Annotated in this window: 18 protein-coding genes; 11 read left to right on the plus strand and 7 right to left on the minus strand. The window is 70.7% G+C overall.

Going from position 1 to position 14742, the window contains the following annotated elements:
- Window position 1 precedes the first annotated feature (1 nt).
- The 3 genes from ACZ5L9_RS15355 to ACZ5L9_RS15365 are packed head-to-tail and all read right to left on the minus strand — an operon-like array spanning window position 2 to window position 1638.
- Window positions 2-415, minus strand: a complete 414-nt coding sequence (locus ACZ5L9_RS15355) for an anti-sigma regulatory factor (RefSeq protein ID WP_464529051.1) — start codon at window positions 413-415, stop codon at window positions 2-4.
- Window positions 416-424: 9 nt separating this feature from the next.
- Window positions 425-802, minus strand: a complete 378-nt coding sequence (locus ACZ5L9_RS15360) for an STAS domain-containing protein (RefSeq protein WP_464529053.1) — start codon at window positions 800-802, stop codon at window positions 425-427.
- On the minus strand, window positions 802-1638 hold the full coding sequence (locus tag ACZ5L9_RS15365; protein ID WP_464529056.1) for an STAS domain-containing protein: 837 nt from the start codon (window positions 1636-1638) through the stop codon (window positions 802-804). The genes ACZ5L9_RS15360 and ACZ5L9_RS15365 overlap by 1 nt, the downstream gene beginning before the upstream one ends.
- 206 nt (window positions 1639-1844) lie before the next feature.
- On the opposite strand from ACZ5L9_RS15365, the gene ACZ5L9_RS15370 reads away from it, so the two are divergent.
- The 5 genes from ACZ5L9_RS15370 (at window position 1845) to ACZ5L9_RS15390 (ending at window position 4211) form a co-directional block, all read left to right on the plus strand.
- A complete protein-coding gene (locus tag ACZ5L9_RS15370) occupies window positions 1845-2282 on the plus strand; it encodes an ATP-binding protein (protein WP_464529058.1) in 438 nt (145 codons plus the stop codon).
- Window positions 2273-2614, plus strand: a complete 342-nt coding sequence (locus ACZ5L9_RS15375; RefSeq protein ID WP_464529060.1) for an STAS domain-containing protein — start codon at window positions 2273-2275, stop codon at window positions 2612-2614. Before ACZ5L9_RS15370 ends, ACZ5L9_RS15375 begins: the two co-directional genes overlap by 10 nt.
- Window positions 2615-2624: 10 nt before the next feature.
- A complete protein-coding gene (locus ACZ5L9_RS15380; protein ID WP_464529062.1) occupies window positions 2625-2945 on the plus strand; it encodes an STAS domain-containing protein in 321 nt (106 codons plus the stop codon).
- 85 nt (window positions 2946-3030) lie between these two features.
- Window positions 3031-3441 carry a hypothetical protein gene (locus tag ACZ5L9_RS15385; protein WP_464529064.1) on the plus strand — a complete coding sequence of 137 codons (411 nt, stop codon included), beginning with the start codon at window positions 3031-3033 and terminating at the stop codon, window positions 3439-3441.
- Window positions 3438-4211 (plus strand): sigma-70 family RNA polymerase sigma factor, encoded by a 774-nt coding sequence (locus ACZ5L9_RS15390; RefSeq protein WP_464529066.1) that lies wholly within the window; start codon window positions 3438-3440, stop codon window positions 4209-4211. Before ACZ5L9_RS15385 ends, ACZ5L9_RS15390 begins: the two co-directional genes overlap by 4 nt.
- On the opposite strand, the gene ACZ5L9_RS15395 is transcribed toward ACZ5L9_RS15390, so the two are convergent.
- Both ACZ5L9_RS15395 and ACZ5L9_RS15400 read right to left on the minus strand, forming a co-directional pair.
- The gene (locus ACZ5L9_RS15395) at window positions 4208-4750 is read right to left on the minus strand and encodes a GNAT family N-acetyltransferase (protein WP_464529068.1); all 543 of its coding nucleotides are present in this window, start codon (window positions 4748-4750) and stop codon (window positions 4208-4210) included. The two genes, ACZ5L9_RS15390 and ACZ5L9_RS15395, sit on opposite strands and share 4 nt — an antisense overlap.
- A gap of 64 nt (window positions 4751-4814) precedes the next feature.
- Window positions 4815-5708, minus strand: a complete 894-nt coding sequence (locus tag ACZ5L9_RS15400; RefSeq protein ID WP_464529070.1) for a LysR family transcriptional regulator — start codon at window positions 5706-5708, stop codon at window positions 4815-4817.
- 160 nt (window positions 5709-5868) lie between these two features.
- Here ACZ5L9_RS15400 and ACZ5L9_RS15405 point away from each other — a divergent pair, with 160 nt between their 5' ends.
- Window positions 5869-7131 (plus strand): Glu/Leu/Phe/Val family dehydrogenase, encoded by a 1263-nt coding sequence (locus ACZ5L9_RS15405; RefSeq protein WP_464529072.1) that lies wholly within the window; start codon window positions 5869-5871, stop codon window positions 7129-7131.
- The gene (locus tag ACZ5L9_RS15410) at window positions 7128-7295 is read left to right on the plus strand and encodes a hypothetical protein (RefSeq protein WP_464529074.1); all 168 of its coding nucleotides are present in this window, start codon (window positions 7128-7130) and stop codon (window positions 7293-7295) included. The genes ACZ5L9_RS15405 and ACZ5L9_RS15410 overlap by 4 nt, the downstream gene beginning before the upstream one ends.
- 56 nt (window positions 7296-7351) lie before the next feature.
- Here ACZ5L9_RS15410 and ACZ5L9_RS15415 read toward each other — a convergent pair whose 3' ends face one another.
- Window positions 7352-7918 (minus strand): TetR/AcrR family transcriptional regulator, encoded by a 567-nt coding sequence (locus tag ACZ5L9_RS15415; protein ID WP_464529076.1) that lies wholly within the window; start codon window positions 7916-7918, stop codon window positions 7352-7354.
- Window positions 7919-8048: 130 nt separating this feature from the next.
- Between ACZ5L9_RS15415 and ACZ5L9_RS15420 the strand changes: the two genes are divergently transcribed.
- Together ACZ5L9_RS15420 and ACZ5L9_RS15425 are read left to right on the plus strand one after the other, a co-directional pair.
- The gene (locus ACZ5L9_RS15420; protein WP_464529079.1) at window positions 8049-9494 is read left to right on the plus strand and encodes an APC family permease; all 1446 of its coding nucleotides are present in this window, start codon (window positions 8049-8051) and stop codon (window positions 9492-9494) included.
- 71 nt (window positions 9495-9565) lie between these two features.
- Entirely contained in the window at window positions 9566-10954 is a 1389-nt protein-coding gene (locus ACZ5L9_RS15425) for a flavin monoamine oxidase family protein (protein ID WP_464529081.1), read from the plus strand.
- A 58-nt stretch (window positions 10955-11012) separates the two neighbouring features.
- Here the strand turns inward: ACZ5L9_RS15425 and ACZ5L9_RS15430 are convergent, their stop codons facing one another.
- Complete coding sequence (locus ACZ5L9_RS15430) at window positions 11013-11384, minus strand: S24/S26 family peptidase (RefSeq protein ID WP_464529083.1); 372 nt, start codon at window positions 11382-11384, stop codon at window positions 11013-11015.
- A gap of 104 nt (window positions 11385-11488) precedes the next feature.
- On the opposite strand from ACZ5L9_RS15430, the gene thrS reads away from it, so the two are divergent.
- Both thrS and ACZ5L9_RS15440 read left to right on the plus strand, forming a co-directional pair.
- Window positions 11489-13516, plus strand: a complete 2028-nt coding sequence (thrS, locus tag ACZ5L9_RS15435) for a threonine--tRNA ligase (protein WP_464529085.1) — start codon at window positions 11489-11491, stop codon at window positions 13514-13516.
- A 170-nt stretch (window positions 13517-13686) separates the two neighbouring features.
- Complete coding sequence (locus tag ACZ5L9_RS15440) at window positions 13687-14700, plus strand: AurF N-oxygenase family protein (protein WP_464529087.1); 1014 nt, start codon at window positions 13687-13689, stop codon at window positions 14698-14700.
- Window positions 14701-14742 lie beyond the last annotated feature (42 nt).

The raw sequence follows: 14742 nt of genomic DNA on the forward strand, positions 1-14742 counted from the left end.
CTCAGCGCCTCCATTTCGCGATGGTCACCCGGGTCCCGGCACCGGGTGCGGTGTCGAGGTCGAAGTCGTCGACCAGACGACGCGTACCGGACAGGCCCAGGCCCATCCCGCTCCCGCTCGTCCAGCCGTCGGTCAGCGCGAGATCCACGTCCGGGATCCCGGGCCCGTCGTCGGAGAAGACGACCTCGACGCCGACCGAGGTACCCCGTGTCAGCCTCCGTACCCGCGCCTCGCCGCCTCCGCCGTAGACCAGCGTGTTGCGGGCGATCTCGCTCGCGGCGGTCACCAGCTTGGTCTGGTCGACCAGCGAGAGGCGGACGGCGGTGGCGACATCACGGACCAGCTGTCGCACCCGGACGACGTCGGAGTCGGCCTTCAGCGGCACCACGGTCTGGTCGTCACTGGCTGAGGCCATCACCGGAGGTCACGCCCCTCGGTGGGCGGGGGCCTCGACGCTGTCGCGCAGCACCCGCAGGCCGCGGTCGACGTCCAGCGCGGTCCGCACCCCCGAGAGGGTGAGCCCCAGCTCGACGAGCGTGATCGCGACCGCCGGCTGCATCCCGACCACGACGGTCTCGGCGTCCAGCACGCGGGACACCGCCGCTGTCGTCGAGATCATCCGGCCGATGAAGCTGTCCACGATCTCGAGCGCGGAGATGTCGATCAGGACACCCTTCGCACCGGTCTCGACGATCCGGTTGCTGAGGTCGTCCTGGAGCATCAGCGCGGTGTGGTCCTGGAGATCCACCTGGATCGAGACCAGCAGGATGTCGCCGATCTTCAGGATCGGAATGCGGTCCATCACGCCCTGCCCACGATGTCGAGGCCAGACCGGCGCATGGCCAGCAGGATCGCGTCGGAGAGATTCGCCTTCGTGTGGATGTCCCCGAACTCGATGCCGAGGGCCACCACCGTCTGGGCGATCTGCGGTCGGATGCCGGAGACGATGCACTCGGCGCCCAGCAGGCGTGCGGCCTGCACCGTCTTGAGCAGGTGCTGGGCGACCTGCGTGTCGACGGCCGGTACACCGGTGATGTCGATGATGGCGTGCTCCGAGCCGGTGTCGACCAGGGCCTGCAGCAGCGCCTCCATCACCACCTGGGTGCGGGCCGAGTCCAGCGTGCCGACGAGCGGGAGGGCGACGATGCCGTCCCACAGCTTGACCACCGGGGTGGAGAGCTCCAGAAGGGTCTCGGCCTGCTGAGCGATGACCGTCTCGCGGGCGGTCGCGTAGGTCTCGAGCATGAAGAGCCCAAGGTCGTCGATGATGGCCGAGAGCTTGGCGTACGCCTGGTACGACGCGAGGTCGCCGCGCTGCTCGAGCATCTCGAGGAGCGCCTGCTTCAGCGCGAAGACGCTGACCGCGGCCTCGGTGGGGGAGAAGCCCTGGCGAGCGCGGGTGCGGCCGAGATCGTTGAGGAGCGCGCGCAGCCCGTCGTACGCACCGCTGCGGATGTCGGTTCCGGACCCGTCGCCAGCGAGCAGGCCGTTGTAGATCTCGCGGATGTCGCGCGAGAGCTCGCTGCCTGTCATCCGGCCGGCGAGGTTGCCCTCGGCCGTTCGGGTCCAGGCCGCGATCAGCTCCTCCTCGTTGCTGCGGAGCAGGTCGATCCATTCGTGGGCGGATTGTGACGACACGTCTTGCCTTCCTTCGTAGAAGAGACCGCGTGAGGGGCTCACGTCGCCCGTATCTTGGCAGAGGATGGCAACCTCCGTATGCCCCCGGGTGGGCTTGGAAATGGGGCGGTTTAGGAATCGGATCGTCCGGGCAGTCATGCTTCGACAGCGGTCTGCGCTGAGGCTCGAACGAGCCATCACGACCACGAGGGCAGGAGGTGAGCAGCATGACGAGCAGCAGTGAGCCGTACGTGCTGTCGGCCGTGCCCGGCGCCATCGCGGAGGCACGAGCGGTCGTCGCCGAGGCCGCGGCGCACCTTCCGCTCGCGCTCCGTGACGATGCCGCGCTGCTGGTCTCGGAGCTGATGAGCAACGCCGTGCGACACGGCGGTGCCACCGCCGGGCTCTCGGTCTCGATCCGGGACGGCTACCTGACCGTGGCCGTGCACGACGACGGCGACGGCCGCCCGGCGATGCCCACCGGGGCACTCGACCCGACCGCCGCCTCGGGAAGGGGGCTGCGGATCCTGGACAGGGTCGCGACCCAGTGGGGTGTCGAGGAAGACGACAGCGGCAGCGGCAAGACGGTGTGGTTCCGGCTCGCGATCGACCCGGACCCGATGAACAGCGACACGATGAGGGAGGACCGGACGGTATGGAGCTGAAGATCAGCCGGAGCACGGACGAGGCGGGACGGGACACCCTGGTCCTCGCGGGGTCGATCGACCTCGTCACCCGCCGGACGCTGCTCGACGAGGGACACGACGTCCTCGCGCACGGCGACGGGCTGACCCTCGACATGGGCGACGTCGAGTTCATCGACTCGACCGGCATCGGGGCGCTGGTCGAGCTGGCCCGTGCCGCCGAGGCCCGGGGCACGAAGGTGGCGATCTCGCGCAGCTCCGCCCGGGTCGCGCGCGTCCTCGAGTTCAGCGGGCTCGACCATGCGCTCGCTGGCCTCTCGTCTGCACCCGTTCCGGGTGCAGAGGCTCGTTAGGATGTCTGTGATGTCTCCCTTTGCCGCCACTCGTGAGACCGACCTCGAGGGTCAGGACGTCCTGGTCGTCACCGGCGACGTCGACCTGGCGACAGCGCACGAGGTCGTGGCCGCGGCCGAGGCCTGGACCGCGTCCGGGTCGACCGCCCCGGTCCGGCTCGACCTGTCCGGGGTCACGTTCCTGGACTCCACCGGCATCAGCGCGCTGCTCGAGGTCCGCCGAGTCGCGGCCCGGGCAGGCTCCGCCGCGGTCGTCGTCGGCCAGTCGCCGACAGTGGTCCGGGTCTTCGCCCTGGCGGGGATCGCCGATCTCTTCGCGGCCGACGTCTGACCGTGTCCCGGAGCGGCAGCAGCCTCTCTCACCCACCCCTCGGCGCACGCGTACGCATGCCTCGGCCTGCGATAGTGAGGTAGCAATGATTTCTCCCGGCAGCGCCCCCTGGCCCTCGTCGCGCACCTCGGTGCAGATCCCGGCCCACCCCGACTTCGTCGCGTCGATCCGCGCCGTGACGCGGTCGATGGCGGTCCTGGCCGACGTCGCCTACGACGACGTCGAGGAGCTGCAGATGGCCGTGGACGAGGCGGCGATCCTGCTGCTGCCGCTCGTCGACGAGGACGGCGACCTGACGCTGACCGCCGAGTTCGAGGTGGAGCCCGGGACCGTGTGCGTCGCCCTCCGGGCGTCCTGCCGTCCGGGGGCGGCCGTCGACCGTGCCGGCCTCCCGTGGGCCATGCTCTCCGCGCTCGACCCGGAGGTCGACGTGCGCTCCGAGGACGGCGTGCTCGCGATCGCCGTCTCGCGACGGAGAGGGGGCCTGCTCACGTGACCGAGGGGACGTCGCGCTGGACGCGCGAGCAGGCGGACGAGGTCAACCGTCTGTTCGCACGACTCGCGGCGCCGGGCATCGGCGTCGACGAGTACCGCGCCGTGCGGGAGCAGCTCATCGAGGCCAACCTGCCGTTGGTCTCGTACCTGACGCGGCGCCTCACCGGCCGCCGGGCGAATCACGAGGACCTGGTGCAGGTCGGCTCCGTCGGCCTGATCAAGGCGGTCGACCGGTTCGACCCCCAGCGCGGGCACGAGTTCGTCGCGTACGCGGCGCCGATGATCCTCGGCGAGATCAAGCGCTACCTGCGTGACTCGACCTCGCTGGTCCGCGCCCCGCGCCGGGCGCAGGAGCTGCGCGGCGCCGTCCTGGAGAGCCGCGAGGCGCTCAGCCAGGAGCTCGGCCGTGCCCCGACGATCTCCGAGATCGCCGAGCACGTCGGTGCGAGCGCGGAGGAGGTCGTCGAGACGATCGAGGTCGGCCGCAGCCGGGACGGCCATCCTCTGGACACGCTGATCGACCCGACCGCCGGAGCGCTGCAGCAGCTGGTCGCGTTCGAGGAGCAGGGGTACGGCAGCGCCGAGGCACGGATCGATCTGAGCGAGGCGATCGCCGAGCTGAGCGGGGTCGAGCGGGCCGCCGTCACCTTCCGGTTCGCCGAGGGGAAGACCCAGACCGAGATCGCGGAGATCCTCGGCGTCTCGCAGATGCAGGTCTCGCGGCTGCTGCGCCGCAGCCTGACCAAGATGCGCCTGATGCTCGACGGCTAGGAACCGCTGGGCCCGTCGTGTCGACGGCCCAGGCTCATGACGAGGCAGAGGTCGCCATCCAGCTCGCGGACGCCGACGCGCTCGAAGCCCAGCCGCTCGTAGAACGCGATCGCCCGGGTGTTGGCCTCCTGCGGATCGATCAGCAGGGTGTGGGCGCCGTGCCGGTCGAAGGCGCGGTCGATCGCAGCGCCCATCACCCGCGTACCCAGGCCGCGACCACGATCGGTGGGGGAGCCGAGCCAGATGTCGGCCGCCCACGTGCCGGGCTCGACCTCGCCCCAGTAGTGCGACTCCTCCTCGGCGGCGTCGATGAGCTGCACGAAGCCGATCGCGCGACCTTTGGCACCGCTATCACCGGGGACGGCGGTGACCTCCTCGGCGATCAGGAGCTCGCGCCACGGCACGTCCCGCCCGAGCTCGGCGGGCCAGTCGTACCAGTCGGCGGCGCGACCACCGATCGCGGCGACGACGTCCGGGTCCTGGTCCCACGCCACGATCAGCTCCACGTCGGACACCCGCATCGGGCGCAGCGCGATCACCTCGCCACGATAGCCGGGGTCGGGCCTCGCCCGGCCCGCTCGCCCGGCCCGCTCGCTCGCCCGCTCATTCGCCCGCTTCGGGGCCGTAGCGCTCCAGGCAGAAGGACGCCAGCCGGTCGGCGAGGTCGGCGATGACGCCCGCCGCGTGGTGATGCGGGTCCCAGGCGGCGTAGAGCCTGATCTGGAGGCTGGTCCCGTCGGCGTCGATGGTGAGCGGCACCAGGCCGAAGCGCGGATCGTCAGAGACCACCGCGACGCCACGCCCGGCGGCTGCGAGCGCCTGTGCCACCTGGGCGTTGGTGCACTCCAGCAGCTCCCCGTACGTCAGGTCGGCGGCGTCGACCGCGGCGTCGAGCAGCACCCGAGGCCTGAAGTCGGTCGACATCACCACCAGCGAGCGCTCGAGGAGCTCCTCGAGGCTGATGCGTCCGCGATCGGCCCAGGGGTCGTCGCTGCGCACGTAGGCGAGCAGCGAGAGCACCGCGAGCCGCCGAGATCCGAGCGAGAGCGGGGGCGCCCGATGGACGATCGCCAGGTCCGCGCCGGCCGCCAGGGCGGCCCCCGCGCCGCGCGGGTCGAGGCTGCGCAGCAGCGGCACCGGGTCGGTGGGCAGCAGGGTCGCGATGAAGGGGGCCAGCACGTCCGCGAGGGTGGTGGTGGGCACGGCGACGTGGAGCCGTTCGACGTGGCCCGACGCGAGGGCGTGCGCAGCGTCGCCGAGCGCGTCGGCGCTGCGCACCAGGTCGCGGGCCTGCGGCAGGAACTCCTCGCCGGCGCGTGTCAGGCGCAGCCGGCGCCCGTCGCGCTCGAACAGGCGCAGCCCGGTCTGCTGCTCGAGCTGGCGCAGCTGGCGTGAGAGCACCGGCTGAGTCACGTGCAGCTCGGCCGCAGCCCGGGTGGCCGAGCCGTGGTCGGCGGTGGCCAGGAAGTAGCGCAGCAGCCGCAGGTCGATCGACACGCCGGCAACGGTAATGCCTCCGCCCCGGCGACACATGCTCGGCGGGCACCGTTCAAGTGCTCAATAGGTCTTGGACGGTATGGCCCGGCTCGGGTCAGGGTGGACCCATGACCCTCCTTCCCGCTCCCGCGCTCGCGACGTACGGTCAGGGGCGCCGCCGATGACGCTCCTGCAGGCGCCCGAGCGCACCGTCCTCGACGACGCGCGCGAGCAGCTCGCCGACGCCGTCGCCGTGCTCGGACTCCGGCCCGAGGTGCACGCGATGCTGGCCGAGCCACGCCGCGAGGTCAGCGTGAGCATCCCGCTGCGTCGAGACGACGGCACGATCGAGGTGCTGCGTGGCTACCGCGTGCAGCACAACTACTCCCGTGGCCCCGGCAAGGGCGGCGTGCGCTTCGACGCCCGCGTCGACCTCGACGAGGTCCGGGCGCTGGCGATGTGGATGACCTGGAAGTGCGCCCTGCTCGACGTGCCGTACGGCGGCGCGAAGGGTGGCGTACGGGTCGACCCGCGGCGGTACAGCAAGGGCGAGCTCGAGCGGATCACCCGGCGCTACACCTCCGAGATCGCGCCGCTGATCGGTCCGAACCAGGACATCCCTGCCCCCGACATCGGCACCGACGAGCAGACCATGGCCTGGATGATGGACACCTACTCGGTGGGCCGCGGCCACACGGTGCTCGGTGTGGTGACCGGCAAGCCGATCGCCGTCGGCGGCTCGCTGGGCCGGGCCGCGTCGACCTCGCGGGGCGTGGTCGCCATCGCCGTCGAGGCGCTGCGTCACCTCGACGTGGCACCGCGCGGCGCGCGGGCCGCCGTCCAGGGGTTCGGCAAGGTCGGCCGTGGCGCCGCCCGCCTCCTGGCCGAGGAGGGTGTCCGGGTCGTCGCGGTGAGCGACGTGTACGGCGGCATCTTCGACATCGCGGGCCTGGACATCCCGGCGCTCGAGCGTCACGTCGACGCCACGGGCAGCGTCGTCGGCTTCCCGGGCGCGCTGCCGATCGACGGCACGGACGTGCTGCTCGCGGAGGTCGACCTGCTCGTGCCGGCGGCCGTCGAGGGCGTGATCCATGCCGAGAACGCCGGGCTCGTCCGGGCACGCCTCATCGTGGAGGGCGCGAACGGGCCCCTGACCGGGGACGCGGACCGGATCCTGGCCGAGCGCGGCGTCCTGGTGGTGCCGGACATCCTCGCCAACGCCGGCGGCGTCGTCGTCTCCTACTTCGAGTGGGTGCAGGCCAACCAGGCGTACTGGTGGAGCGAGGCCGAGGTCAACGAGCGGCTCGTCGACCGGATGACCCGCGCGTGGCAGGAGGTGGTGGCCTACGCCGCCAAGCGACAGCTCTCGCTGCGCGTGGCCGCGACCTGCCTGGCCGTGGAGCGCGTCTACCAGGCCCACGAGGTGCGAGGTCTGTACCCGTGAGCGAGCTTCTCCTGCGTGCCGAGCGACCCGGCGCCGACGACGCTGCGGCCCTGACGGGCCGGACCCGGCAGGTGTGCTTCGCGTGCTGGCCGAGGCCCTGCGCGACCGCCGTGTCGGAGAACACCGTCCTCGAGGCCGGGCCGTCGCTCCGACTGCTCGACTGATCCACCCCGTACGACCGATACCCGGACGCCGCCTGGCGATCCGGGTGGCGGTCGTGTCACAGCAGGGCGCGGGTGTGCTGGAGCGCCGCCGAGCGCAGCTCCCGCCCGCCGCCGGTGACGATGCCGACGCTGAAGCCGTCCCACATCGCCCGGAGCCGCTCCGACACGCCCTCGTGGTCGGCGCCGGCGGGCAGCGCCTCGGCGAGCAGCCGGACCAGGTCGGTGTGCCAGGCCGCGTCGATCTCGCGCTGCGCCTCGGCCAGCTCGGGGTGGAAGGGCGCGCGCGCCCACAGCTCCAGCCACAGCTGCCAGCGAGGGTCCTTCTCGTCGATCGCGAGATAGACGTCGGCGAAGTCCACCACCGCATCGGCGCCGGTCGCGGCCGCGAGCACCGGCGTGCGCTGCGCCGCGTAGTCGGCCTCGCTCCACCGCAGGGTCTCGAGCAGCAGCCCGTCGCGGGTCTTGAAGTAGTAGAGCAGGTGGCCCCCGCTGGTGCCGATCCGCGCCGCCAGGGACGCCATCGTCAGCTTGCCGAGCCCCTGCTCCGCGACCATCTCGAGCGCGGCCGACATGACCTGCTCCCGCGGGCGGTCCAGGCGACGGTTGTGGCGGGTCGTTGACACGAGGGCCCCTTCTTTTTCCAACGGATTTCGTGCTGCGGGGTTGACATTAGCGGTGACCTGAGTCACTTTGAATGCTGTTCAAATGTTTGAACGTCGTTCAAACACGCGTCGCACCCCAGGAGGCCGGTCGATGACCGAACCCGTCATTCTCTCCGCCGACGAGGCCATCGCGCCGCGTGAGGCAGAGCGCCAGCTCGCCCGGGTGCTCGGTCCCGGGGCTGCGGTGCTGCTGGTGCTGTCGTGCATCACGCCCGCCTCCAGCCTGTTCATCATCGTTCCCGAGGTGCTCGCCTCGCAGGGCAGCGGAGCGGTGCTCACCATCGTCGCCGGGATCCTGGTCTCGCTCGCCGTCTGCGCCTGCTACGCCGAGCTCGGCACCCGCACCGCCAGCTCCGGCGGCGAGTACGCGATGGTCACCCAGACCCTCGGCAAGGCCGCCGGCTGGCTGACCTTCGCCCTGGCCGGCATCGGGCTGTGGATCATCCCGCCGATCATCGCGCTCGGCACCGCCGACTACCTCAGCGACCTGATCGACCTGCCGCGCGCAGCCACCGGCGCCGTGGTGATGCTGATCTCGACCGCGACCGCCATCCTGGACGTGAAGTCCAACGCGTTCGTCACCGCGATCTTCCTCGGCCTGGAGGTCGTCGCCGCCATCGTCGTGACGATCCTCGGGCTGCTGCACGTCCAGCGCGGTCCGGGCGAGCTGGTGCACCCGCACGTGGCCGGCCCGCACGGCCTGGAGCCGTTCACGATGGCGATGCTCGTCTCCGGCCTCGCCGTAGGCACGTTCGTGGTCAGCGGCTTCAACACCGCCGCCTACCTCGCCGAGGAGCTGCACGACCCGCGCCGCAACGTCGCCCGCGTCATCTTCGGCTCGCTGGGCCTGGGCTCCCTCGTCATCCTGGTGCCCACCATCACCACGGTGCTGGCCGTCGGCAACGTGAGCGACCTCGCGACCGGCAACTTCTCCGAGTTCGTGCACGAGTGGGGTGGCCACGACCTCGGCGTGGCGATCAACGTCGCCATCGCGATCGCCATCCTCAACGCCGTCATCGTGATGGTCCTGCAGAACGGTCGCGTCGTCTTCGCCTCGGCCCGCGACAAGTGCTGGCCCGCCGCCGCCAACGAGTTCCTGACCCGGCTCCACCCCCGCTTCAACACCCCGTGGATCGCCACCCTCGCGGTCGGCGTCCCCGGCGCTGTCCTGGCCTACGCGGTCAACGTGGAGTCGCTGCTCGGGATCACCTCCATCGTGCTCGCCGTGATGTACGTCGTCATCGCCGTCGCCTCGATCTGGGGCCGTCGCCTGCCGTCGACGGTGGCGAGCTGGAAGATGCCGCTGTTCCCCCTGGCGCCGCTGCTGGTGATCGTCGCCGTCGGCTACGCCGTCTTCGGCTCCTCGACCTCCGACCTGCTGATCACCGCCGCGATCCTCGTCGCCGCGATGGCCTACTACGTCTTCTACCTCGCCCGCCGCCCGCACGACCGCTTCATCGTGTTCGACCCGGCCGACGAGCCGGTGGCGGGCGCCGCCGACAGCCGGCCGGACCAGCCCGTCTCCGTCTCCGCCTGAACGGCCCGCATCTCCCGGCCGTTCGGCACGTGCCTCGGCCGCAACCACCTCCCCGGAAGGGACAGATCCTGATGAACACCACCCATGACGTGATCGTGGTCGGCGCCGGCGTGACCGGCCTGACCGCCGCCTACCGCCTGGCCGGGGCCGGCCGCGACGTCCTCGTCCTCGAGGCCCGCGACCGGATCGGCGGTCGCCTGCGCAACGAGACCCACGACGACCACGGCGACGCGGTCGAGTTCGAGGTCGGCGGGCAGTGGGTCTCCCCGGACCAGACCGCCCTGCTCGGCCTGATCGACGAGCTCGGCCTGGAGACGTTCGAGCGGTATCGGGCCGGCGAGTCCGTGTACGTCGACCGCCGCGGCGACGTGCGCCGGTTCACCGAGGACCTGCCGGTCTCCGAGGCGACGAACGCCGCCATCGGACAGCTCACCAAGACGCTCGACGGACTCGTGGCCGAGATCGACCCCGACCGTCCCTGGGCGCACCCGGACGCCGCCTACCTCGACAGCGTCTCGTTCGACGCCTGGCTGCACGGGCAGTGCGACGACGAGGAGGCGCGTGACAACATCGCGCTCTACCTCGGGCCCGCGATGCTGACCAAGCCGTCGCACTCGTTCTCCGCGCTCCAGGCGCTGCTGATGGCGGCCAGCGCCGGCTCGTTCAGCAACCTGGTCGACGCCGACTTCATCCTCGACCGTCGCGTCGTGGGCGGACTGGCCAGCGTGCCGCGTACCCTCGCGGAGCGGCTGACCGGGCTGCTGGGCGAGCGGATCCGGCTCGGGGCAGACGTGACCAGCATCGAGTGGCGCGAGGACGGCGCCGTCGTGCACGTCGGCTCCGGCGCCGAGGAGCGCGTCTACGCGGCACGCCGGGTCGTCGTCGCGGTGCCGCCGACCGTGCAGCGCCGGATCCGCTTCACCCCCGAGATGCCCACCGAGCACCGGATGGCCCGCGAGCACCAGTCCTTCGGGCTGGTCATCAAAGTCCAGCTGGTCTACTCCACCCCGTTCTGGCGCGAGCAGGGACTGTCCGGCACGGGCTTCGCGCCGTACCTGCCGGTCCACGAGATCTACGACAACACCCCCGAGGGCGACGAGCGCGGCTTCCTGGTCGGCTTCATCGCCGGCCTGAGCGCCGACGAGCTCGGCCGGCTCAGCGAGGAGGAGCGCCGCCAGCGCATCCTGGCCTCGGCGGCCGCGTACTTCGGCGAGCAGGCCCTCGAGCCGATCGTGTTCCACGAGTCCGACTGGCAGCACCAGGAGCTCACCGGCGGCGCCTTCGGCACCAGCTTCGACCTCGGCAGCCTGACCCGCTACGGCGCCAAGCTGCGCGAGCCGATGGGCGCTGTCCGGTTCGGCAGCAGCGACGTGGCGGGCCTCGGCTTCCAGCACGTCGACGGTGCCATCCGGGTCGGTGGCGAGATCGCCGCCGAGCTGATCGCGGACGACGCGCGCTGATCCCTCCGGCCGCGATCGCCACCTCCCGGTGGCGGTCGCGGCGTCGTGCGGTGCGGGGTCAGAACCCCTCCAGCGGGGGATCGGCCGCCGTGGCCACGCCCCACACGTCGGTGGTGTGGTCGATCCAGAACGACTCGGCGTCCGAGCGCAGCACCTTGCGGCCCAGCTGGGTGCCCAGGACCCCGACCTTGAGCCGGCCGCGGATCCGGGCGAACACGATGTCGCCGCGCTGCGGTGTCCGCCCGGTATCGATGATGACCATCGTGCCCGCGGGCAGGCCGTGGCTGGCCAAGGCATCGCTGCCGAGCCGGTGCACGAACTCCGCCGACGCGGCGGCGGAGGCGCGCGTACGTCGCACCCGCGGTGCCGGTGCGGGCAGTCCCAGCGGCAGGGCCGCCTCGTCGGCCGTACGCGCAGTGGTCGAACGCATGTTCGATACCGTAGCAGGGTCATAACTGATGCAGAGGTGACCCGCTCGGGCCGATAGCATCGTGGCCGTCGGAAGCACCCGTCCCAGCACTCAGGAGTATCACCGTGTCCGAGATCAAGATCGTCGTACTCACCCCCGAGGGTCGTGAGGAACGGTCGGTCACGACCGGCACGAAGGCCTGGGAGCTCTTCGCCGACCTGCCCGCCGACGCGGCCGAGATCGTCGCCGCGCGGGTCTCGGCCGGCTCGGCCTCCGAGGGCGTCCTGAAGGACCTCTCGTACGAGCTCGTCGACGGCGACGAGGTCGAGGGTGTGGCCATCGACTCCCGCGACGGCCGCGACATCCTGCGGCACTCGACGGCGCACGTGATGGCACAGGCGGTCCAGGACCTCTTCCCGGAGGCCAAGCTCGGCATCGGACCGCCGGTCGCCGACGGCTTCTACTACGACTTCGACGTCGAGACCCCGTTCGTCCCGGCCGATCTGGAGAAGATCGAGACCCGGATGCGCAAGATCATCAAGGAGAACCAGCGGTTCTCCCGCCGCGTCACGACCGACGACGACGCTCGCGTCGAGCTGGCGGACGAGCCGTACAAGCTCGAGCTGATCGGTCTCAAGGGCTCCGGCAACGCCGAGGACGCCGCCGAGGGGGCTTCGGTGGAGGTCGGCGGCGGTTCCGATGGTGAGCTCACCATCTACGACAACATCAACCGCAACGGCGAGGTCGCCTGGAAGGACCTGTGCCGCGGCCCCCACCTGCCGACCACCAAGCGGATCCCCGCCTTCAAGCTGATGCGCTCCGCCGCCGCGTACTGGCGCGGTGACGAGAAGAACAAGCAGCTCCAGCGCATCTACGGCACCGCGTGGGAGACCCAGGAAGCACTGGGCGCTCACCTCCACCGCATCGAGGAGGCCGAGCGCCGCGACCACCGCAAGCTCGGCAAGGAGCTCGACCTCTTCAGCTTCCCCGACGAGATCGGCTCCGGCCTGCCCGTCTTCCACCCCAAGGGCGGCGTGATCAAGCGGGAGATGGAGGACTACGTCCGCCGTCGCCACATCGAGGAGGGCTTCTCCTACGTCGGCACCCCGCACATCAGCAAGGACGGCCTGTTCCACACCTCGGGCCACCTGCCGCACTACGCGGACACGATGTTCCCGCCGATGGAGTTCGAGGGCTCGAACTACCAGCTCAAGGCGATGAACTGCCCGATGCACAACCTCATCTTCAGCTCGCGCGGGCGCTCCTACCGCGAGCTGCCGGTGCGGCTCTTCGAGTTCGGCTCGGTCTACCGCTACGAGAAGTCCGGCGTCATCCACGGCCTGACCCGCGTGCGCGGCTTCGCCCAGGACGACAGCCACTCCTACTGCACCAAGGAGCAGGCGCCCGCCGAGGTCAAGCACCTGCTCGACTTCATGCTGAGCGTGCTGCGCGACTTCGGCCTGGACGACTTCTACCTCGAGCTCTCCACCCGCGATGACAAGAAGAAGGACAAGTTCATCGGGTCGGACGAGGACTGGGAGGTCGCGACCAAGGTCCTGGCCGACGTGTGCGCCGAGACCGGCCTCGAGCTCGTCCCGGACCCGGGCGGCGCGGCCTTCTACGGTCCGAAGGTCTCGGTCCAGGCCAAGGACGCCATCGGTCGTACGTGGCAGATGGGCACCGTCCAGTACGACTTCAACCAGCCGGCCCGCTTCGAGCTGGAGTACCAGGCCGCCGACGGCTCCCGCCAGCAGCCGGTGATGATCCACTCCGCGAAGTTCGGCTCGATCGAGCGCTTCCTCGGCGTTCTGGTGGAGCACTACGCCGGCGCCATGCCGCCGTGGCTGGCCCCGGTCCAGGTCGAGATGATCCCGGTCGCGGACGCCTTCGACGACTACGTCTGGGACGTGGCCGCCCAGCTGAAGAAGGCCGGCATCCGGGTCGAGGTCGACGACTCCAGCGACCGCTTCCAGAAGAAGATCCGCAACGCGCAGCTGCAGAAGATCCCGTTCATGCTCATCGCCGGTGGCGAGGACGTGGAGAGCGGCGCGGTCTCGTTCCGCTACCGCGACGGCCGCCAGGAGAACGGCGTGCCGCTCGCCGAGGCGATCGCGCGCGTGGTCGCCGCCGTCGCGTCGCACGAGCAGGTCTGACGGTTCCCCTCCAGGTCCGGCTCGCACCCAGCAGGGTGCGAGCCGGACCTGTGTCATGTGCGGGCGATTGTGTCCGCGACACGCTGTCGCAGAAACCCTTGTGGGACATGGTGTCCTCGATATACCGTCGGTATGTCGTCTGGTTCACATCTCGTCACAAGGGGTTCGACATGACCGCAGTGAAGTCGGAGAAGACCGCCGGGGCGCACGTCCCGCAGGGCACACAGGGCTACTACGACACGCTTCGCACGCTCTCGGAGGCATCGGTCGAGCAGCACTTCCAGGCGTTCAAGGACATCGCGTGGGACGGCCCGGACATGCAGATCGTCCCGGGGGACGAGCGGCTGATCCTCACCGACGCCGACGAGATCGGTGCCAGCGACTGGTACAAGTCCCTGCCGCGCGAGCGCCAGATCGAGGTCGGCGCCTACCGCTACGCGCAGATCGCCAAGGTCGGGCGTCAGTTCGAGCAGGTCCTCATCGCCGGTGTGATGCACCACCTCATCACGATGAAGGACGGCAACCCCGAGTTCCGCTACGCCATGCACGAGATCACCGAGGAGACCCACCACGTGCAGATGTTCCAGGAGTCGGTCAACCGCTTCGTCGCGGCGACCGGCATGGACAACGTCGCCGGCGCCCCGCGCTGGTTCGCCCACGCGGCCCCGCTGATCACCCTCTTCGGCGGCATCTTCCCGGAGATCTTCTTCGTCGGCATCCTCGGCGGCGAGGAGCCGATCGACCACCTGCAGAAGTCCATCATGCGCGCCGGCGGCAGCGTGCCGCTGATCGACCGGGTCATGCAGATCCACATCGCCGAGGAGGCGCGCCACATCGGCTTCGCCCACCAGTACCTCGAGCACCACTGGTCGGAGATGGGCTTCGCGAAGCGTCAGCTGCTGACCTACCTGTTCCCGGTCGTGATGCGCACGCTGTGCGACGTGATCATGGTGCCGAGCAAGCAGGCCCGCGCCGACATGGGCATCCCGGACCACGTCGCCAAGGAGATCTGGTGGGACTCCCCGGAGTCGACGAAGCTGCTGCGCGACCTCTTCGGCGACGTCCGGATGCTCGCCGACAACCTCGGCATCCGCCGGGGCGCGGCCAGGCTGATCTGGAAGGCGCTGCGGATCGACGGCCGGCCCTCACGCCACCGCAGCGAGGTCGCCGCCGCCTCCTCCTGAGCACCACGTCCTGCCGAGCGTCGCCATTCCCGAGGCCCGTAC

It is taken from the genome of Nocardioides sp. JCM 18998 (assembly GCF_055391535.1).

Bases quoted from the DNA above. Each gene is read 5' to 3' on its own strand.
- ACZ5L9_RS15420 (WP_464529079.1), top strand. From the start codon at position 8,049: ATGACCGAACCCGTCATTCTCTCCGCCGACGAGGCCATCGCGCCGCGT.
- ACZ5L9_RS15430 (WP_464529083.1), bottom strand. From the start codon at position 11,384: ATGCGTTCGACCACTGCGCGTACGGCCGACGAGGCGGCCCTGCCGCTG.
- ACZ5L9_RS15380 (WP_464529062.1), top strand. From the start codon at position 2,625: ATGTCTCCCTTTGCCGCCACTCGTGAGACCGACCTCGAGGGTCAGGAC.
- ACZ5L9_RS15385 (WP_464529064.1), top strand. From the start codon at position 3,031: ATGATTTCTCCCGGCAGCGCCCCCTGGCCCTCGTCGCGCACCTCGGTG.
- ACZ5L9_RS15375 (WP_464529060.1), top strand. From the start codon at position 2,273: ATGGAGCTGAAGATCAGCCGGAGCACGGACGAGGCGGGACGGGACACC.
- ACZ5L9_RS15360 (WP_464529053.1), bottom strand. From the start codon at position 802: ATGGACCGCATTCCGATCCTGAAGATCGGCGACATCCTGCTGGTCTCG.
- ACZ5L9_RS15425 (WP_464529081.1), top strand. From the start codon at position 9,566: ATGAACACCACCCATGACGTGATCGTGGTCGGCGCCGGCGTGACCGGC.
- ACZ5L9_RS15355 (WP_464529051.1), bottom strand. From the start codon at position 415: ATGGCCTCAGCCAGTGACGACCAGACCGTGGTGCCGCTGAAGGCCGAC.
- ACZ5L9_RS15370 (WP_464529058.1), top strand. From the start codon at position 1,845: ATGACGAGCAGCAGTGAGCCGTACGTGCTGTCGGCCGTGCCCGGCGCC.
- ACZ5L9_RS15440 (WP_464529087.1), top strand. From the start codon at position 13,687: ATGACCGCAGTGAAGTCGGAGAAGACCGCCGGGGCGCACGTCCCGCAG.
- ACZ5L9_RS15405 (WP_464529072.1), top strand. From the start codon at position 5,869: ATGACGCTCCTGCAGGCGCCCGAGCGCACCGTCCTCGACGACGCGCGC.